This is a genomic window from Nocardia brasiliensis (genome assembly GCF_042691675.1).
In the GTDB taxonomy this organism is placed as follows: domain Bacteria; phylum Actinomycetota; class Actinomycetes; order Mycobacteriales; family Mycobacteriaceae; genus Nocardia; species Nocardia brasiliensis_D.
This window is the reverse complement of sequence record NZ_CP170507.1, coordinates 1,014,775-1,037,211: the sequence shown is the minus strand read 5'-3', so window position 1 is coordinate 1,037,211 and position 22,437 is coordinate 1,014,775. Positions and strand designations below refer to the sequence as shown.

The window sequence follows — 22,437 nt, the reverse complement described above, 5'->3', positions numbered from 1 at the left end:
CATGCCCATCGTTACCGACCGCACCGGCCCACGCCGAACACAGCCTCGGCGATCCCCTAGGGCAGGACCGCGACCCGACCGCGCGAAACGAGCGCCGGGAACGATTATTCCCTGCCGACGCGCGATTGGTTACCTCACGTCGGCAGGGCATCCTCAGCGCAACCGATCGAGCAGAACGGCCAGCTCAGAGCCGATGTCGGCCAACGCATCCTGCGCGGTCATCTGCGCGTGCGTCACCGCGATCGGCCGGTCGACCACCGCGCCCGTCACATACGGAGCCCAGTCGGTCGCAGTGGCGCGAAGCACATCCGCGGGATCCGCCACGGCCGCGCTGAAATACTCCAGCGAGCCGTGGAATACCCCTGGACGGTGCTGGGCGATGAGTTCGGCCGAGCGGACCGCGCTGCGATAGATCCGGCGCAGCCGCTCGGGGGTCAGCGCGACCAGTTCCGGCGGGATCATCGCGTGTAGCGCGGCCAGTGCCTGGTCGCTCAGGTCGTAGATGTCGTCCTCGGGCCCGATCAGCTCACCGCCGAGTCCGAGTTCGGCCAGCGCGCCGCGCACCGCCGCGCGGAAGCCCGCGACGTCGGGGTTCGGGTGGCTGTCCATCATGGCCAGCAGCTCGACCTGCTCGCCGTCGGCCTGCAGTTCGGTCGCGATGGCGTGGGCCAGCACGCCGCCGAGCGACCAGCCGAGCAGCCGGTAGGGGCCGTGCGGTTGCACGGTCCTGATCTCGGTGACGTAGCGATGCGCCAGCTCGGCGATCGAGTTCGGCAGCTCGCCGTCCTCGGCCAGGGCGGGCGACTGGACGCCGAAGATCGGCTGCTCGGCGGGCAGGAACTGGGTCAGGCCCGCGTAGCTCCAGGCGAGGCCGTACATCGGGTGCAGGCAGAACAGCGGTGCGGCGGTGCCGCCGGGGCGGATCGGCAGCAGGACGTTCATGGCGGCGTCGGTCTCCCCCGTCGGCTGCGTGCCGATCCGGCTGGCGAGTCCGGCCACCGTGGCGTCGGTGAAGAACCACTGCACACTGACCGTGGCGCCGGTGGCCTCGCGTAGTCGGCCCACCGCCTGCGCCGCGAGCAGCGAGTTGCCGCCGAGTGCGAAGAAGTCGTCGTCGAGACCCACTGTCTGTGCGCCGAGCAGGTCGGCGAATACCTCGGCCACGGTCTGCTCCACTGGCGAGCTGGGCGCACGGAAGGTGACCGCACTGGTGAATTCCGGTGCGGGCAGAGCCTTTCGGTCCAGCTTGCCGTTGGGCGTGAGCGGGAGCGCGTCGAGGACGACGACGGCGTCCGGCACCATGTAGCCGGTAAGGAACTGGGCGGCCTGGGAACGAACGGTCACCGGATCAATTCCGGCAGCGCTCTCGGCCACCACGTAGCCGACCAGCCGATCGCCGTGCGCGTCCGAACGAACCAGTGCCACGGCCTGATTGACGCCGTCGCAGCGCAGCAGCGCCGCTTCGACCTCGCCGAGTTCGATGCGGAAACCGCGCAGCTGCACCTGTTGGTCACTGCGACCGGCGTATTCGAGCAGCGCCTTGTCGCCGGAGTCACGCCAGCGGCCGATATCGCCGGTGCGGTACATCCGAGAACCTGGCGCGCCGAAGGGATTCGCGACGAAACGGGTCGCGGTGAGGCCCGGCCTGCCGAGGTAGCCACGGGACAGTTGCGCACCGACGACGTGGATCTCGCCCGGCACGTCGAGCGGGGTCGGGTGCAGCCGCGGATCGAGCACGTAGGCATCCAGGCCGGGGATCGCCCGCCCGATGACGCTGGCGGGATTGCGCCGATCCTGTTCGTCCAGCGGCAGGAACGAGACGTGCACCGTGGTCTCGGTAATGCCGTACATATTCACCAGACGAGCTGCCGCACCGTGCCGTTCGTACCAGCGTTCGAGCTTGCGCAGGTCGAGGGCCTCGCCGCCGAACACCACGTAGCGCAGCGCCAGCGAGCCCGCCGCCGCGGACCGGTCCGCCTCCACCAATTGGTAAAAGGCGGACGGGGTTTGGTTCAACACCGTCACGCCCTCGCGAATCAGCAAGTCGCGGAACTGTTCCGGCGAGCGCGAGGTCAGGTAGTCGACCACGACGACCGAGCCGCCGTGCGCCAAACCGCACCACAGTTCCCACACCGAGAAGTCGAACGCGAACGAATGGAACAACGTCCATACGTCGTGTTCGTCGAAACGGAACAGGGTCTGGGTGTTCGCGAACAGTTCGACGACATTGCGGTGCGCGACACCCACGCCCTTCGGCACGCCGGTCGAACCGGACGTGTAGATGACGTAGGCCAGATTGTCCGGGTGCAGCGGCGCGAGCCGATCAGCATCGTGCACGGGGGCGTCGGCGAATGCCGCCGTCTCCTCGAACAAGACGACAGGCAGGTCGCCGGTGGGCACCGCGGACCGTTCGTCCGCCGTGGTCAGTACGCAGACCGGGGCCGCGTCGGCGAGCATGAATTCCAGCCGCTGCGCCGGGTAAGCGGAGTCGATCGGCAGGTAGGCGGCACCGGTCGCGAGCACGCCCAGCAGGGCGACCGGCAGGTCCTCGGTACGTGGCACCGCAACGGCCACCAGCGATTCCGGGCCCGCACCCTGCGCGATCAGCGCTCGTGCCACCTGATTGGCCCGGCGCTGCAGTTCACGGAAGGTAAGCGTCGCGGAGCGACTCGATGCGGGGTGGTGGCCGGGCGACGGGTGGGCAAGCGCGCGATCACCGAATCGGATCGCTACCGCGTCCGGGCGGCGCCACACCTGATCGGCGATCAGGCCGGGCAGCGTCGCACCGGGTACCCATGCGCCGAGTGAGTTCCATTCGTGCAGAACGAGTTCGCGTTCACCGGCGGCGAGCACGTCGATATCGCCGACGACCGCCGAGGCATCGGCCGCGACGGCCGCCAGGATGCGGCGGAAGCGATCGGCGAAGTTCTGCACGGTCGCGGCGTCGAACAGGTCGGTCGCGTAGGTGAGGACGGCCGAAATGCCTTGGGTGTCCGGTTGTTCGGCGACGGTGAGCTGTAGATCGAACTTGGCGGGCTGGATCTGCGGATCGATGCCGGACACGGTGAGACCGGGTAGCTCGAGCGAGGTCTCGGCCAGGTTCTGGAAGACCAGCATCACCTGGAAGAGCGGATGCCGCGCCGCCGAGCGGACCGGATCCAGCAATTCCACCAGGCGCTCGAACGGCAGGTCGGCGTGGCCGAATGCCGCGACATCGGTGTCTCGTACGTCGGCGAGCAGCGCGTCGAAGGTGGCGCCGGGTTCGATCTCGTTGCGCAGCACCAGGGTGTTGACGAACATGCCGATCATGTCATCCAGTTCGGCCTCGCCACGACCGGCCACCGGGGTGCCGACCGCGATGTCGGTGGTGCCGGACAGTCGCGCGAGCAGCACCGCGAGGGCGGCGTGCAGCACCATGAACAGCGTCGAATTGTGCTGCTGGGCAACGCGGTCGAGCGCGGCGTGCAAGTCCGCGTCGATCTCGAAGTCCAGCGTCGCGCCCCGATACGAGGCCACCGCGGGCCGCGGCCGGTCCGCGGGCAGCACCAGTTCGTCCGGCAGCGCGGCCAGCGCGGTGCGCCAGTACTCGGCCTGCTGGGAGATCAGGCTCGTCGGGTCGTCCTCCGAGCCGAGCACGTCGCGCTGCCAGATGCTGTAGTCCGCGTATTGGACCGGGAGCGGCGCCCAGGTGGGTGCTTCGCCGCCCGTGCGGGCGGCGTAGGCCAGCACCAGGTCGCGGGTCAGCGGGCCCATCGACCAACCGTCGGCGCTGATGTGGTGGGCCACGAAGACCAGGACGTGGTCGGTGTCGGAGACCTGGAACAGCTTGGCGCGGAACGGTACCTCGGTGGTGACGTCGAAACCCGCGGCGACAACGCGGTATACCGCGTCGGCCACGTCCGCCGGGTCGATCCGCATGGGCGCGAGATCGACCGGCACGTGTGCGGCGATGGCCTGCACGGGACCGTGCTGCGTCTGCGGATAGGTGGTGCGCAGGATCTCGTGGCGGGCCACCAGATCGGACACCGCCGCTTGCAGTGCGGCGGTATCGAGGTCGCCGGTCAGGCGGATGGCGGCGGGGATGTTGTAGACGGAGGACGTGGTGTCGAACTGGTTGAGGAACCACATGCGTTGTTGGGCGAGCGACAGTGGGATGTGTTCCGGACGCGGGCCCGCCACCAGGGGCTTGCGGCCCCCGGTGCCCGCATGCCGTTCGACCTTGGCAGCCAGACCAGCGACAGTCGACGCCTCGAACAAGGTACGAACGGGGACGCGGGAGTCCAGCGCGGCACCGATCCGAGCCGCGACCTGAGTGGCCAGCAGCGAGTTACCACCGAGACCGAAGAAGTCATCGTCGGCACCGACGCGCTCGACACCGAGCACCTCGGCGAACACCGACGCCACGATCTCCTCGATCGGGGTCGAGGGCGCACGGAAAACCTGAGCCTCGAACTCCGGCTCCGGCAACGCCTTACGATCCAACTTGCCGTTCACGTTCAACGGCAACGCATCCAACACCACGAACGCCGACGGCACCATGTACGACGGCAACCCAGCGCTAAGTGTCGACTTCACCTGCGCCACATCGAGTCCGGCCGAATCATCCGACTGCCCGGTCTCGGCGGCGACCAGATAGGCCACCAGACGATCGCCGGTCTTCGGATCGGACTTGGCAACCACAGCGGTCTGCGCGATCTCCGGCAACCCCAGCAGCGCCGCCTCGATCTCGCCGAGCTCGATCCGGAAACCACGAATCTTGACCTGGAAGTCGCTACGACCCCGATACTCCAACTCACCGGAAGCGTTCCACGCCACCACATCACCAGTGCGATACATCCGAGCACCGGACTGGAACGGATTAGCCACAAACCGATCCGCCGTCAAATCCGCACGACCGAAATAACCACGCGCCAACTGCGCACCGGCCAAATACAGCTCACCGGAGACACCCACCGGCACCGGACGAAGCCGCGCATCCAGCACGAAGACCTGACTGTTCCACTCCGGCGCACCGATCGGCACCGATACCTGATCGTTTGGAGTGACCCGATGGCTGGTGATGGACACCGCGGCCTCGGTCGGACCGTACAAATTGAACAGCTCAACGCGCGGGTAATCACGCACGAACCGCTGCGCCAACGCACCAGGCAGCGCCTCACCGATCGCCAACACCCGCCACAACGAGTTCGGGAAATCACCGACGGTGAGCGCATCGAGCATCGACGGCACCACATGCAGGGTGGTGACCCACTCGCGGGCCATCAACTCATTCAGATACGCCGGATCCCGATGACCATCAGGCGCGGCAATCACCAAACGACCACCACACACCGCAGCCGACCAGAACTCCCACACCGACAAATCGAACGTCGCCGCGGTCTTCAACAAAACCGCATCAGCAGCATCGAGACCGAACTCGGTCACCTTCCACTGCAACTGATTCGCAATCGCCGCATGCGACACCGCCACACCCTTCGGGCGACCCGTCGAACCCGACGTGAAAATCACATACGCGGTGTTATCCGGACGCAGTGGCGCCACCCGATCAGCATCGGTGACCGGGGACCCATCCAACCCGCTCAGGTCGAGCTCGTCCAACCGCACCACCGGCGCGACATCGGTATCGAACTCAGCATCGGCGTTCGACAACACACACACCGGCCCAGCCGTCTCGAGAATGTAGCCGGTCCGCTCAGCAGCCTGATCCGGATCCACCGGCACATACACACCACCGGACTTCGCCACCGCATACATCGCCACAACCAGATCCACCGACCGCCGCAACGCCAACCCAACCCGCGACTCCGGACCCACACCCAACGAAATCAAATGCCGCGCAAGACGATTCACCCGACCATCCAGATCACCATAGGTGACCTTCTCGCGACCCTCCGGCAGATCCAGCACCAGCGCCACGGATCGCGGATCGGCCGCCACCGCGGCATCCAACAGCGAGACCAATGTCGCCGACCGGTCGACCTGCTGCTCGGTACCGTTCCACCGCGCCAGCACATCCCGGCGCTCGGCCGCGTCGAGGAGCTCGATATCACCGACCGGGATCGCGGCGTCCGCCACCACGGCGGCGAGGATCCGCGACAGCCGGTCGGCGAAGCCCTGCACCGTCGCGGCATCGAAAAGATCGGTGGCATAGGTGAAGAACCCACCGAGGCCCGTCGGCACGCCGGACTCGTCGTAGCCGTCGCCCACGATCAGGTGCAGATCGAACTGCGACACCGCGAGATCAGCGTCCAGCCCCGCCACCGCGAGACCGGGCAGTTCGAGCGCGGCGCGCGCGATGTTCTGGAACGACAACCCGACCTGGAACAGCGGATGATGCGCCGTCGAGCGCGGCGGATTGAGCACCTCGACCAATCGCTCGAACGGAATATCCGCGTGCGCGAACGCCTGTAGGTCGGATTCCCGCTGCCTGCCGAGCAATTCGACAAACGACTCCCCCGGTTCGAGCTGCGTCCGGAAGACCACGGTGTTGACGAACATGCCGATCAGGTCGTCGAGCTCACGCTCACCACGACCGGCCAAGGGTGTACCGATGGCGACATCCGTCGAACCGGACAACCTGGCCAGCAGCACCGCCAAGGCGGTGTGCACAACCATGAACAACGTCGCACCATGCGCCCGAGCGAGTTCCACCAGTCCGGCGTGGGTGGCCGCATCGATCCGCACGTCCACCCGCGCACCAGCCATCGACGCGATCGCGGGCCGCGGCCGATCCGTCGGCAACTCCAGCAGGTCCGGCAGGTCGGCCAGCTGCTTGCGCCAGAAGCTGATCTGCTGCGCGGCAATGGATTCCGGATCGGTTTCGTCGCCGAGCACCGCGCGCTGCCACAGCGCGTAATCGGCGTACTGCACCCGCAGCGGTGTCCAACTGGGCGCCTCTCCCGCGGTTCGTGCGGCATAGGCGATCATGACGTCGCGGACCAGCGGACCCATCGAGGACCCGTCGGCGGCGATGTGATGCACCACGACGGCAAGTACATACGTGTCCGGCGCGCCGTCGACCTGGATCAGCGCCACTCGCACCGGCACCTCGGCGGTCACGTCGAACGAACTCGACGCCAGCGCGTACACCGCGCCCGCCACGTCTGCCTCGCTCAGCACCCGCGGCGTGACATCCAGCGCAACGCTGTTGGGCGGCAACACAACCTGGATCGGTCCGTCGGCGGTCTCCGGGTACACGGTGCGCAGCACCTCGTGCCGCGCCACCACATCGTGCAGTGCCGCGCCGAGTGCGGCCACGTCCAGCGCACCGGTCAACCGCAATGCGAAGGGCAGGTTGTAGGCGGCCGACCCGGCCACCTCGTCGTCGGCCTGGTCGAACCGGTTGAGGAACCACATCCGGCGCTGCGCCAACGACAGCGGCAATTGGTCCGGCCGCGCGATGCTGCCCAGTTCGACCCCGGGACGACCATGCACCTGCGAGTCGATCACCGCGGCGAGACCGGCCACGGTAGGCGCTTCGAACAGTGTCCGCACCGGCACTCGTCCGCCGACGGCGGCACCGAGCCGGGCCACCACCTGGGTGGCGATCAGCGAGTTGCCACCGAGTGCGAAGAAGTCGTCGTCGGCACCGACCCTGGTCAACCCGAGCACTTCACCGAACACACCGGCGACGATCTCCTCGATCGCCGTTGCGGGCGCGCGGAATTCCCGCGCGGTGAACATCGGCTCCGGCAGCGCCTTGCGGTCCAGCTTGCCGCTGGGATTCAGCGGGAACTCGTCCAGCGCGACGATGGCGGCCGGAACCATGTAGGTGGGCAGCGATTCCGCGATGGCGGCCCGCAACTCCCGCGGGTCGATCCGGTCGCCGGGCGACGGGACCGCGTAGGCAACCAGTTGGTCGCCGAGAGTCGTCCGGCTGACCAGGGCGACGGCCTGGCTCACCGAAGGCTGTGCCAGCAACGCGGTTTCGATCTCGCCGAGCTCGATGCGCTGGCCACGGAACTTCACCTGGAAGTCGGTGCGGCCGAGGTAGTCGAGCACCATCTCCTCGGCGGTGTCCGCGTCGGAAGGCTTGCGCCACACCACGAGATCGCCCGTGCGGTACATGCGTTCACCGGTGCCGAACGGATTCGCCACGAAGCGATCCGCCGTCAGGTCCGGCCGCCGGACGTAGCCGCGGGCCAGTTGGTCACCGGCCAGATACAGCTCGCCCGCCACGCCCTCGGGTACCGGGCGAAGTCGAGCATCGAGCACATAGACCCGGGTGTTCCACTGCGGCAACCCGATCGGCACCGAGCGGGTGTCCGAACCGTCGGCAGGCCAGTAGGTCACCGACACCGCCGCCTCGGTGGGGCCGTACAGGTTGTGCACGTCCGCGTCGAGCACCGCGTGCACCGCGGTGACCGTTTCCGGCGGCAGCGCCTCGCCGATCACGAAGATCTGTTCCAGCGTCGGGCAGGCGCCTTTGGCGGTGTGCGCGGCGAAGATCGTCAGCATCGACGGCACGAAGTCGGTGACCGTCACCGAATGCGCGGCAATGGTTTCCGCGACATAGGCCGGATCACGATGACCGTCCGGTGTCGCGACGACCAACTTCGCACCCACCCGCAATGGCAGGAAGAAGCCCCACAGGGACACGTCGAACGTGGTCGCCGTCTTCTGCAGATAGACGTCGTCCTGGTCGAGTGGGTACTCGGCGAGCATCCACTCGAGCTGATTGTTGATCGCCGCGTGGGCGACCGCGACACCCTTCGGGCGGCCGGTGGAACCGGAAGTGAAGATGACGTAGGCGGGATTCAGCGGCGACACCGGCCGGAGCAGCTCGTCCGCGCGGACCGGCGCACCGTCGAAGCGGGCCAGGTCGGCGGTATCAATAGCGACCGCGGCAATGCCGTCCGGCAGCGCGGCCCCGTCGGCGGATGTGGTGACGACACAGGCAGGTTGCGCGGTATCGAGAATGTGCGCGATCCGCTCGGCCGGATGGTCCGGATCCAGCGGCACATAGGCGCCACCGGCGGTCACGATCGCGTACATGCCGACGACCAGGTCGATGGATCGGCGAATCGCCAATCCCACCAGTGACTCCGCACCGACGCCCCGCGAAATCAGCAGCCGGGCAAGCTGGTTGACTCGCGTATCGAAGTCCCGATACGTGAGCTCGGTTCCCTCGTAGGCCAGCGCGACAGCATTCGGATGGGCTGCGACGGCCTGCCGGTAGCCGTCGAGCAACAGCTTGGGAGCGATCCGTTGCCGGGTGTCGTTCCACTCGAAAAGGATTCGATCCCGCTCGACCAGCGACAGCAGATCGGCGTCGCCCACCGCCCGGTCCGGATCGGCCGCGACCGCGCGAAGCAGTCGGCGCAGCCGGGCGGCGAAACTCTTGACCGTCGATTCGTCGAACAGGTCGGTGGCGTAGGTGAACATGGCGGACAGGCCGGTGTTCTCGCCCTCGTGCGGGGTGACTGTCAGCTGCAGATCGAACTTCGCCGCCGCACCGTCCAGGTCCAGTGCCGCCGCCGACAGCCCGGGTAGCTCCAGCGCGGGCTTGTCCATGTTCTGGAAGAACAGGGCCACCTGGAAGAGCGGATGATGCGCCTGCGAACGCGCCGGGTCGAGCACCTCGACCAGCCGCTCGAACGGCAGCTCCACATGCGAAAAAGCCTCGAGATCGACCTTTTTGGCAGCCTCGACCAGCTCACGGAACGACGCACCCGGTGTGCTCTCGGTGCGCAGCACGAGCATGTTGACGAACATGCCGATCAGCCCGTCCAGCTCCGCCTCGCCACGCCCCGCGACCGGGGTACCGATGGCGATGTCGGCGGACCCCGACAGCCTGGCGAGCAGTGCCGCGAACGCCGCGTGCACCACCATGAACAGCGAGGCCCCCGTGTCCTGCGCGATCGCGTCGAGCCGGGCCCGGATTTGGGCGTCCACCTCGAAGGTGTAGACGCCACCACGGCCGGAGGCCAGCGCGGGCCGGGGGCGATCCGTCGGCAGTTCGAGACGACCGGGTAGGCCCGCCAGTGCGCTGCGCCAGTACCTGATCTGTTCGGCCGCCACCGATTTCGGGTCGTTCTCGTCCCCGAGCATGGCGCGCTGCCACAGGGCGTAATCGGCATATTGCACCGGCAACGGTGCCCAATCCGGCGCGGCGCCCGCACCGTGTCCACCCACCCCGTCGGCTCCGCCTCCCGCCATCCCCGTGCGCGCGAAATACGCGACCGTCAGGTCCCGCACCATCGGCGCCATCGAGGTGCCGTCCGCCGCGATGTGGTGCACGACCACCGCGAGAACGTAGTCGTCGCCGCCCAGCTGGAACAGCGCCGTGCGCAGCGGCACCTCGGCCGCCACATCGAATCCGGCCAGCGCGAACTCGGCCAGCCTGCTCGGCAGGTCGGACTCGGCGATCTCGGTCACCGCCAGCTCCGGAACCGCCTGTGCCGCAGGCAATATCACCTGGTAGCCGGTGCCGTCCACGGCCGGGTAGACGGTCCGCAAGGTCTCGTGCCGCTCGACCAGGTCGGCGACCGCCGCCCGCAGCGCGGTCACGTCCAGCGCGCCGGACAATCGGATGGCGAACGGGATGTTGTTCGCCGCCGACGCCGTGTCGAACTGGTTCAGGAACCACATCCGCTGCTGCGCCAGCGACAGCGGAATGTGCTCGGGGCGCGGCATCCGCGCCAGCGCCTGCCGCCCACCGGAGCCCGCGAGCGGGGCCAGCCGCGCCGCCAAACCGGCGACCGTCGGTGCCTCGAAGACCGCGCGCGCGGGCACCCTGGCCCCGATCTGCGCGCCGATCCTGGCCACGACCTTGGTGGCGATCAGCGAGTTGCCGCCGAGCTCGAAGAAGTCGTCGTCGGCGCCGATGGGGGCGCCGGAGTCCAGCAGCTCGGCGAAGGTATCCGCGACCAACTGCTCCCACTGCCCGCTCGGCGCGCGGAATTCCTTGGTCTGCAACTGCGGCGCGGGCAGCGCGCGCCGATCCAGCTTGCCGACCGGCGTCAGTGGAATCTCGTCCAGCACGGTGATGGTGGTCGGCACCATGTGCGCGGGCAACCGGCGCTCGGCCAGCGCGATCAGCTCGTCGGTAGCCACCGCGGCACCGGGGGCGGCCAGCACGTAGGAGGCGAGAATCGTTGTCCCGCTGTCGAGCTGGTGCCCGATGGTCACCGCGAAATCGACGTCGTCGTGGGCGGCCAGGACCGCGTCGATCTCGCCGAGCTCGATGCGGAAACCGCGCACCTTCACCTGGAAATCGTTGCGCCCCGCGTACTCCAGTCGCCCGTCCGCCGACCCAGCCGTCGCCCGACCACCACCCCCCATCGAATCGCCGCGCGATGCCGGCACCCATTTGACCAGATCACCGGTGCGATACAGCCGGGAACCGTTGGGGTCGAACGGGTTCGCCACGAAACGCGTGGCGGTCAACGCCGGGCGGTTGTGGTAGCCGCGCGCCACCTGCGCGCCCGCGATGTACAGCTCGCCGACGACGCCGTCCGGCACCGGCGAAAGCCGATCGTCCAGCACGTACTCGGTGACGCCGCGGATCGGCCCGCCGATGGTCAGCGGAGCGTCGAGCGCCAGCGGCGCGCCGATGTTCACCACGATCGTGGTCTCGGTCGGGCCATAGATATTGAACAGCTCACGAACACCGGTGGAAACCGGAAGTATCCAGCGGCGCACCAGATCCGGCGGCCATGCCTCGCCGCCGACCGCCACTACCCCGAGATCGTCGAGCCCGGCCGGATCGATCGAGGCCAGCGCGGCGGGGGTGATGAACGCATGGGTCACCCGTTCCCGGCGTAGCAGCTCGGCGAGATCGTCGCCGCCGTACACGGTCGGCGCGACGACGACCATGGTGGCCGCGCCGCCGAGGGCGAGCAGCAGCTCCAGCATCGAGGCGTCGAACGAGGGCGACGAAAAGTGCAGGGTCCGTGCGGCGCTCGTCACGCCGTAGTGGGTGCGCTGCTCTTCACAGAACCCGGCCAGTCCGGCCTGGGTGGCGACGACGCCCTTCGGTGTGCCGGTCGAACCGGAGGTGTAGATCACCCAGGCCGGATGTTCGGCGCGCAGCTGGCGCACCCGATCGGCATTGGTGACCGGCTCGGTCGAGTAGCGCTCGAGCGTGTGCACGCACGCATCGCTGTCGATGACCAGCCATTCGACCTGGCCCGGCAGTTGGGTGGCGGCCTGCACGGTGGTCAGGCCGAAGACCGCGCCGGAGTCCTTCACCATGTGCTCGACCCGGTCGGCCGGGTAGTTCGGATCCACCGGCACGAATCCGGCGCCGGACTTGGCCACCGCCCACACGGCGAGCACGGACTCGATCGAGCGCGGAATACCGATCGCGACGAGATCTTCCGGGCCGATGCCGCGATCGATCAGCAGCCTCGCCAGTCGGGTCGACCGCTCGTCGAGCTCGGCGTAGCTCAGGTGCGCCAATGTCGTCGTGGCGTCGGCATAGGTCAGCGCGACGCCGTCGGGATTCGCTTCGACGGCGGTCGCCATCAGCTGCGGCAGCGTGATGACCCGGGGACGCCGGGTCCGCGCCGGCCGGACACGAGCGGAACGCGTCATGCGTTCACCATCGCCAGGTTCTTGCTTCCCCGCCGCCGATCCGGCCGCACGTCCCCCACCACTACACGAACCATGAAACTCTGCTCATCCTGCCTGTCGAACATGTTGAAGCCACACTTGCAACGGCTGCCCTCATTCGGCAAACCGGTCCCGAGTGACCCTAGTCATGTTTTTGGGGGCTTGCACCCGGTACTGGTCGGGTTTTACCCCACCCGCAGCAGGTCGGTCAGGGCGACCACCGTCGCCACCTGCGTCCATGCGCTGCTGACATCAGCGCCATCCGCCAGCACCACGGCCCGCAGATCCGCCAACGCCGCCGAGTCGAGGGTACTGAGTCCCGCTCGATCGGTGAGCAGGTGGCTGATCCACTCGTCGGCGAGCGCTTCGGTCAGCTCGGCATCGTCCGGGACGAGTACCACCGAGGCCCCAGCCGAGCCGGCGGCCACCACCTCGATCAACGCCAGCTCCGCCGGACCGCCGAGTTGGAAGGTGCGTGATTCGAAGGTCAGCTCGGTGCGGGTGCGCAATCGGTCCGCCGCCCCGGCCAGCTCGTCGTAGTCGAGCGTGCGCGCGCCGACGAAGGCCGGGTCGGTGCCGCGGAGCACCCGGGTGCGGTGCGCGTAGGTAACCGGACGCGGCGATTCGGCCGCGATCTGCGCGGCCACCGCGGGATCGTCGAGCACCAGCCAGTCGACATCGCCCACCGCTGGCACTGCCGCATCGGTGAGCCCGACCTTGACAACCGGGGCTGCCGGAATCGTGGCGTCGGCGGCGGACACCGGAACGACGGCGGCACCGGCCTTGAGCACGGCCCACGTCGCGACGACCGCGTCCACACCGCGATCGAACCGGACCGCCACCCCGTCGCCGGGCCCACAACCACGTGCCGCGAGCACCCGCGCCAGGCGCGAGGAGCGTGCGTCGAGTTCCTGGTAGGACACCGCGTCCTCACCGAACACCACCGCGGGACCATCCGGGTCGTCCTCCACCACGGCGGTCAGCGCCTGGGTCAACGCCGTTCCCGTGGTCGATGTCGCGCTCTGGACGTTGGTCTCGTGCGCCGATTCCGTCGCGGCCTGGACCCGCTCGCGCTCTTGTGCGTCGAGCAGGTCGATGTCACCGACCCGCACCTGGGGATCGGCGACCACCGCGGTCAGGACGCGTTCCAGCCTGCGGCACAGCGCCTGCACCGTCGACTCGTCGAAAAGGTCGATCGCGTAGGTGATCGCGGTGATCAGCTCGTCGGGTGAGCCGTCTTCGCGGTGCCGCGGGTCGACATTCACCTGCAGATCGAACTTGGCCGCGATCTGGCCGCCGTCCAGTCCGGTGATCGTCAGGCCGGGCAATTCCAGCGTCGGCTGCTCGTTGTTCTGGAACGACAGCACCACGCCGAACAGCGGGTTGTACACCGACGCATGACCGGCGGCGACCACCTCGGCGACCCGTTCGAACGGGATGTCCGCGTTGGCGAAGGCCGCGAGGTCTGTCTCGCGGGCCTGCTCGACGAGTTCGGCGAAGGTGGTGCCGGGTTCGACGGTGGTGCGCAGCGTGAGCGTGTTGACGAACATGCCGACCAGCTCGTCCAGCGCGCGTTCGCCACGGCCCGCGATCGGCGTGCCGATGGCGATGTCGGTGCTGTTGGTCTGCCGGGCCAGCAGCACGGCGAGCGCGGCGTGCACGACCATGAACAGCGTCGAATTGTGTTCGCGGGCAATCCGAACCAGCGCCGCGTGCACGTCGGGTGCGATCGCGAGGCCGGTCGAGGCGCCACGCATCGACGGGACGGCGGGGCGAGGGCGGTCCAGCGGCAGGCTCAGCTCGCCGGTCAGGCCGTCGAGCTGTTCCCGCCAGTAGGCCAATTGCCGTGCGGCGATGGAGTTCTCGTCGTCATCGGTGCCGATGACGGTGCGCTGCCAAGCGGCGAAGTCGGCGTACTGCACCTCGAGCGGCGACCAGCGTGGCGAATTGCCGCCGATCCTGGCGAGGTACGCGGTCACCAGGTCCCGCGCCAGGGGTGCCATCGAGGCGCCGTCGGCCGAGATGTGATGGACGACCAGCGCCAGCAGATGTTCGTCCTGCCCGACCGCGAGCAGCAGCGCACGCACCGGAACCTGTTGCGTCACATCGAATCCGGTGGACATCAGCTCGGTGATGCGGCCGAGCGGATCGGCGGTGGCCACGACCTCGAGTCCACCGGGCAGCGCCTCGCCGACCGACAGGATCTCCTGGTACGCCAGCCCCGACGGATCCGCCGGGTAACGGGTGCGCAGCGTCTCGTGCCGTTCGAGCACGTCGGCGACGGCATTGCGCAGCGCGGGCACGTCCAGCACGCCGGACAGCCGGATCGCCAGCGGAATATTGTAGGCGGGCGACTCCGGATCGAACTGGTTGAGCACCCACATCCGTTGCTGGGCAAGCGACAACGGCACCCGATCGGTCCGTGGCACGCGGGCCAGCGGCGGCCGCGCGCCGGACGCCTTGGCCGCGCCGGGCACGACGCGCGCGGCCAGCGCCGCGACGGTGGGCGATTCGAACAGTTCGCGCACCACGAGATTCGCGTCGAGTGCCTCGTTGATCCTGGCGACCACCCTGGTGGCGAGCAGCGAGTTGCCGCCGAGGCCGAAGAAGTCGTCGTCCAAACCGATGTCCTTGGCGCCGAGCAGTCCGGCGAAGACTTCGGCGATGGCCTGCTCGACCGGCGAACTCGGGGCACGGAAGGTGGCCGTGCTGGTGAATTCCGGTGCGGGCAGGGCCTTTCGGTCCAACTTGCCGTTCGGTGTCAGCGGAAGCACGTCCAGCACGACGAGCGCGTCCGGCACCATGTAGCCGGTGAGGAATTCACCGACCTGACTGCGCAATTCGACCGAGTCCACCACGGAACCGGTGTCGGGCACGACATATCCGATGAGCCGGTCGCCCGCGTGCTCGTCGGCGCGGACCAGCACCACGGCCTGACTCACGCCAGGGCAGCGCACCAGCGCCGACTCGATCTCGCCGAGCTCGATGCGGAAGCCACGCAACTGCACCTGCTGATCGCCGCGGCCCGCGTACTCGAGCGTCGCTTGGCCACCGAAACCGACCCAGCGGCCGATGTCGCCGGTGCGGTACATCCGAGATCCGGGCGCGCCGAACGGATTCGCGACGAACCTGGTCGCGGCGAGCCCGGGACGGCCGAGGTAGCCGCGAGACAACTGGGTGCCCGCGACGTAGATCTCGCCCGCGACACCGACCGGCGCGGGGTGCAGCCGGTCTTCGAGCACATAGGCGTCCAGGCCGGGCAGCGCGCGGCCGATGACGCTCGCCGCATTGTCGACCATCTGCTCGTCCAGCGACAGGAACGACACGTGCACCGTGGTTTCGGTGATGCCGTACATGTTGACCAGCCACGGCGCGTCCACCGCGTGCCGTTCGTACCAGCGCTGCAGCTGGCGCAGGTCGAGCGCCTCACCGCCGAATACCACGTAGCGCAACGCGAACTTGGCCTGATCGGCGGTCTGCGCGGCCCGATCGGCCTCGGCGAGCTGATAGAACGCCGACGGGGTCTGGTTGAGCACGGTGACCTGCTCGCGAATCAGCAACTCGCGGAACAGTTCCGGCGAACGGGAGGTCAGGTAATCGACCACCACGACGGTGCCGCCGTTGGCCAGCGCGCACCACAACTCCCACACCGAGAAGTCGAAGGCGAACGAGTGGAACAACGTCCACACGTCGGTCTCGTCGAACTCGAACAGCACCTGGGTATTGGCGAACAGCTGCACCACATTGCGGTGCGCGACACCGACACCCTTGGGCACACCGGTGGAGCCGGAGGTGTAGATGACGTAAGCGAGGTTGTCCGGCCGCAGCGGTGCGGTCCGCTCGGCGGCCCGGATCGGCGCGTCGGCGAAGTCGGCCGTTTCTTCCAGCAGGATGACCGGAATATCGCCCGCCGGAACCGATTCCAGCTCGCTCGCGGTGGTAAGGATGCACGCCGGGGCGGCATCGGACAGCATGAACTCCAGCCGCTGGGTGGGATAGGTGGTATCGATCGGCAGGTACCCGGCACCGGCCGTGAGAACCGCGAGCAGCGCGATCGGCAGCTCCTCGGTCCGCGGAACCGCAACGGCTACCAGGGATTCCGGGCCGACGCCCTGCGCGATCAGTGCCCGCGCCACTTTGTTGGCGCTGCGCTGCAGCTCACCGAAGGTAACGGTGGTGTCGCCGTAGCGGATCGCGCCCGCGTCCGGTCGCCTGCGCGCCTGGGCGCCGATGAGATCGACCAGCGTAACCTCGGGCACCGCGGCGCCCGGGCTGTTCCACTCGTGCAGCACCAGATCGCGTTCGCCCGGCGCGAGGACGTCGATATCACCGACGGTCACGCTGGAATCGCCGGCAACCGCGGTGAGGATCCGGCCGAAGCGGTCGGCGAAGTCCTGCACGGTCGCCTCGTCGAACAGATCGGTGGCGTAGGTGAATGCCGCCGAAATGCCTTCCGCCGCCCCGTGCCGGTCGATCCGCTCGGCCAGGGCCAGTTGCAGATCGAACTTGGCCAGCGGCATCGCCAGATCCACCGCCGACACCGAGAGTCCGGGCAGTTCCAGTTCGGTGCGGGCCAGGTTCTGGAAGGTCAGCATCACCTGGAACAGCGGATGCCGGGCCGCGGAGCGTGCCGGATCGAGCAGCTCGACCAGCCGCTCGAAGGGCACGTCGGCGTGGCCGAACGCCTCGACGTCGATCCGGCGCACCTCGCGCAACAGCTCGTCGAAGGTCGCACCGGAGTCGACATCCGTGCGCAGCACAAGGGTATTGACGAACATGCCGATGAGGTCATCGAGCGCGGCCTCGCCACGCCCCGCCACCGGGGTTCCGATGGCGATGTCCCTGGCGCCCGAGAGTCGGGCGAGCAGCACCGCGAGCGCCGCGTGCACCACCATGAACAGCGTCGAATTGTGGCTGTGCGCAAGGCGGCTCAGTCCGGCGTGGACATCGGGACCGATCTCGAAGCCAAGCGTGGCGCCGCGGTTGGATGCCACCGCGGGACGGGGCCGGTCCGCGGGCAGCTCCAATTGCTCGGGCAGCGCGGCCAATTCGGTGCGCCAGTAAGCGATCTGCTGGGCCAGTACCGATTCCGGGTCGTCTTCGGCACCCAGGATCTCCCGCTGCCAGATCGCGTAGTCGGCGTACTGCACCTCGAGCGGCGGCCATTCCGGTGCGCCGCCGCGCATCCGGTCCAGGTAGGCGGCCATCAGGTCGCGGGTCAGCGGGCCCATCGAGAAGCCGTCACCCGCGATGTGGTGCACCACGCAGACCAGTACATGCTCGGTCTCGCTCAGCTCGAGCAGCCGCACCCGCACCGGCGGCGCGACGGTCACGTCGAAGCCCTCGGTCACCGCCGCGGCGACGAGTCCGGGCATATCGGCCTCGGTGGCCTGCTCGACCACCAATTCCGGCACCGCATGCGGGTCGCCGGTCGGCAGCACCAGCTGGTAGCCCTCGCCGTCGACCTCGGGGTACCTCGTCCGCAGCACCTCGTGCCGCTCCGCGAGGTCGCGCACGGCGGCACGCAACGCGTCGACATCGAGGTGGCCGGACAACCGCACCGCGGCCGGAATGTTGTTGACGGCACTGTCCGGATCGAACCGGTTCAGGAACCACATCCGCTGCTGTGCGTAGGACAGCGGCACTCGGGCCGGTCGCGGCCGCGCGTGCAACGCCTGGCCCGCGACCGAACCCGCGTGCTGCTCGACCCGCTCGGCGAGCGCGGCCACCGTTGTCGCCTCGAACAACAGCTGCACCGGCACCCGCACATTCAATGCCGACCCGATTCGGGCGGCGGCCTGCGCGGCCAGCAGCGAGTTGCCGCCGAGTTCGAAGAAGTCGTCGTCCACGCCGACGCGCCCTTCGTCCCCGGTCACCAGCAACGCGGCGAACACGTCGGCGACGATCTCCTCCACCGGCGTGGACGGTGCCCGGAACGCCTTGGCGGCGAATACCGGCGCGGGCAGTGCCGCGCGGTCCAACTTGCCGACCGGGGTCAGCGGGATCTCGTCGAGCACCATGATGGCGGCGGGAATCATGTACGCGGCCAAGGACTCCCCGAGGAACTCGACGAGTTCGCCGGTGTCCACGGTGGTTCCGGCCCGCGGCAACACATAGGACACCAGCGCGGTGGCGCCGGACGGCAGCGTCTTGCCGAGCGTCGCCGCGTAGTCGATGTCGGGGTGCGCGGTCAGCGCGTTGTCGATTTCGCCGAGTTCGATTCGGAAGCCACGGATCTTGACCTGGAAGTCGGAGCGGCCGAGGTACTCGATGACCCCGCCGTCCTCGCCTTCGGTGCGGCGCACCAGGTCTCCGGTGCGGTACAGCCGCGCACCGGGATTGCCGGTATCGGCGCCGAACGGACTGGCCACGAAGCGCTCCGCGGTGAGTCCTGGCCTGCCGAGATAGCCCTGAGCCAAGGCGGGACCCGAAAGGTACAGTTCGCCCACCACTCCGGCGGGAACCGGCCGCAGCCGCGAATCCAGCACGAACGCACCGACTCCCGGGATCGCCGAGCCGATGGTGATGACGTCGTCGGGCAGCATTCGCGTGGTGCTCGTCGCGAGAATGGTGGCCTCGGTCGGTCCGTAACCGTTGTAGAACTCGTGGTCACGGGCCCAGCGGCCGACCAGCTCCGGCCCGAACTTGTCACCGGCCACCACCACGACCCGCAGGTCGTCCAGTCCGGTCGGATCGACCGACTCCAACGCACCCGGCGTGATCAGCATGTGCGTGACCTGCTCGCGACGCAGCAGATCGGCCAGCTCGTATCCGCCGAACACCGACGGCGGCGCGATCACCAGGGTCGCGCCGGCGGAGAAGGCGAGCAGCAACTCCAGGACCGACACGTCGAAGTTCGGCGAGCACACATGCAGCACTCGCGAATCGGCGGTCACCCCGTAGTGCTCGCGCTCGGCGGCCACCAGGCCCGCCAGGCCGGTGTGGGTGACCACGACGCCCTTGGGCTTGCCGGTCGAACCGGATGTGTAGATGACGTAGGCCGGGTGCCGCTCGTCGAGCGGACGCACTCGGTCGGCGTAGGAGATCGGGTGCTCGGGCCGGGCGGCGATCCGCGCGGCCTGCACCGGGTCGTCGAGCTCGATCCAGTACACCCCGGTGCCGAGCACCGGGCGATGGGCCGAGGTGGTGAGTCCGACCACGGCGCCGGAGTCGGACACGATGTGGTTGATGCGCTCGGTCGGGTAGGCCGGATCCACCGGCACGTACGCCGCACCGGTCTTCGCGATCGCCCACACGGCGAGCACCGACTCGAGGCTGCGCGCGATACCGATGGCGACCACGTCGCCCGGACCGACACCGCGTTCGATCAGTTCCCTGGCCAGCCGGGAGGAGGCCGCGTCGAGCTGGGCGTAGGTGAGCTGGCGTTCGTCGTCGAGCTGGCCCGACGGGTTGTAGCGGATGGCGACCTCTGCGGCCTCGGATTCGACGGCGGCGGTCAGCAACTGCCCGAACAGCGGGCTGCCCGACCTGCGGCGACGGCTACCACGAGCGGAACGACGGGCAGTTTCCATTCGAGTGCATTCACCTCTCGCATCGAGCTAGGACCCGGCCCTACCCATATCGAGGGCGTATCGTCCGGGGCCAGCGCGGTCCGAGCAATCATATAAGGGACTGTTCGGTGTCCACGCGTGCTGTCTTGGATTACTAACGGGCCGCTGACAGCAACCCGCGCCCCCTTGTCGGCTCCTGTCTTTCGATCACACATCCGCCGCTGCCCCCATGGAAGCGGTGTCTTGCCAGATGCCAGGGGTTATATCGGTGTCGAGCCGGTCATGTTGCAGGAGTACCCGGATCGGTGAACTAGCTCACAACCAACCACGTCGGGTTGCCTGCACCCCAGCCTGGAATCGGGTGCTCGCGCCGAGCCGCTCCAGCAGTCGCGCGGTCCGGCGGACCACAGTACGCCGAGACATGCCGAGCCGTCGCGCGATGGTGTCGTCGGTGGCGCCGAGACCCATCAGGGTCAGGATCGCCCGGTCCCGTTCGTCGAGGGCCTCCGCGGTCGGGTTCACCGAAATGGGAGCGGCCAGCGACCACAGCACGTCGAACGTTTTGACCAGCAGATCCAGCGCGGGTGAGCCGGTGATCCGTAAGCCCATGGGGTCCGGGCGGCGTTCGTCGACGTGCAACACCAGGCTAGCGCGTTCGTCGTCACTGATGATCATTTTGAACGGCGGCTCGGGCAACGTGCGCGCCTGTGCCCCACTGGCATTGGTGGACAGTGCGTGCCGCAGCCGTTCCGGGTCCTGATAGATGGTGTCCTGGTAGAGCGTCTGGTACCGGATACCTTCGCTGAGCCGGCCGCGCTTGAGCAGGAACAACTGTCGCTCGCGGTCGAGATCGCTGAGATAGGGCCCGCGTTCGACGACCTTGACGCAGCTGCGCGCCGCGGTTTGCATCTCCTCGAAATCGGCGAGCATTTCCAGGCGTTCGAAGACCGGCACCACGGCGCCATTGCTGCGCGGCGAGCGGCGCACCGAACGGAACGTCTCACTGAGCCGCGCTGCGGCCGTGTGCATCTGGTTGATCTGCTGTTGTCTTCGCCGAGCCTCGGCCTCCGACAACGACTCCGGGGCGTGGGCGTCCCACACCGGGGGCGCGCCATCGGGAGTCGTCACGCGCACGGCGGCGCGCAAGTCACACAGCACGTCCAAGGAGGCCGCGGCGGTCTCTTCCGAAACGCCCAGATACTGCGCGATATCGGCGAGACTCGACCGCGGATGATGCACCAGCACGGCGTAGGTGCGGCCGTGTGGTGATCCAGGCTCGAAGATGTCGCCCAGGTCGGTCACGGAATGAGCTTAATGTGAACTGGCGGACGGAGTCCGGTCCGCAGACCGCGCACGGCCGGAGCGAAGGGGGAGGTACGCCCGACGACCGACTGGTTGTGGTGCGGAACCCTGCACGCCAGCGGGTGACGTGAGCGACGGAATATCAAGCCCGGCAGCGGGATCAGTGCGCCGAGGGGCCCCACTGCAGTGGCACTCCCTTGGCCGCGAGGTACGGCATCGGGTCGATCTTGCTGCCGCCCTGATCCCAGATCTCCAGGTGCAGGTGCGGGCCGGTGGAGTTGCCGCGGTTGCCGACGGTGGCGATCACATCGCCCGCGTTGACCCGCTGGCCTTCCCGCACGAGCATTTCGTTCACGTGGCCGTAGACGGCGGTGGTGCCGTCGTCCTGCTGCACGCGCACCCACAGACCGAAGCCGGACGCGGGGCCCGCCTCGATCACGGTGCCGTTGCTCACGGAGTGGATGGGGGCGCCGAGGTGGTCGGCGAAGTCGAGGCCGTAGTGGAATTCGCCCCAGCGGCTGCCGAATCCGGAGCTGACCGCACCGGCGACGGGGCGCACCGCCACATTGGCGGGCGCGGGAGCGACCTGTTGCTGCACACCCTTGAGAATCTGCTCGGCCTGGGCCAGCGGGCCCGCGATCTCCGGCGGCAGGTTCGGCAGGCCGAACGGGGCGGCGACGGGAGCGGCGACCTGGGTGGCGACCGGCGCCTCGGCGGCCGGGGCCTCCGGTGCGGGGGTGGCGATCTTGGTCTGGGCGACCGGAAGAATGCCGGTTCCCCGGAAGGTCATCGGCCCCTCGGCCTCGTCACCGTCGTGCGCGCCGGGGAGCAGCGGGCTGGCGACGGCGGGCGCGATCTGCGAGACGGTGCCGATCAGGGCACCCGTGGCGACCGCGACACCGGCGGCGACCTTGACTCGTTCGGTCGCGGTCGACTCGGCGCGATGCCGCGTCGGCCGCCCCGAAATATCATCGCCGATGAGGCTCATGACCGTAATGGAACTGGGGCCTACCCGATGGTGCGACAAAGCTGCGTCCTTGCGTCCGAAGAACAGTTGGTTCAAGCGGTG

At 68.5% G+C, this 22,437-nt stretch carries 3 protein-coding genes and 1 pseudogene; all 4 read right to left on the bottom strand.

Going from position 1 to position 22,437, the window contains the following annotated elements; translation table 11 throughout:
- Positions 1 to 153: 153 nt before the first annotated feature.
- Positions 154 to 12,537, bottom strand: a pseudogene (locus tag ACFK0J_RS05110) (amino acid adenylation domain-containing protein); the annotation flags it as partial.
- 203 nt (positions 12,538 to 12,740) lie between these two features.
- Positions 12,741 to 20,087 (bottom strand): amino acid adenylation domain-containing protein, encoded by a 7,347-nt coding sequence (locus tag ACFK0J_RS05105; protein WP_378737032.1) that lies wholly within the window; start codon positions 20,085 to 20,087, stop codon positions 12,741 to 12,743.
- A gap of 294 nt (positions 20,088 to 20,381) precedes the next feature.
- Positions 20,382 to 21,368: a DNA-binding response regulator gene (locus ACFK0J_RS05100; protein ID WP_378737030.1), complete on the bottom strand. Its 987-nt coding sequence runs from the start codon at positions 21,366 to 21,368 to the stop codon at positions 20,382 to 20,384.
- 160 nt (positions 21,369 to 21,528) lie between these two features.
- Entirely contained in the window at positions 21,529 to 22,356 is an 828-nt protein-coding gene (locus tag ACFK0J_RS05095) for a M23 family metallopeptidase (protein ID WP_378737028.1), read from the bottom strand.
- Between the last annotated feature and the right edge of the window lie 81 nt (positions 22,357 to 22,437).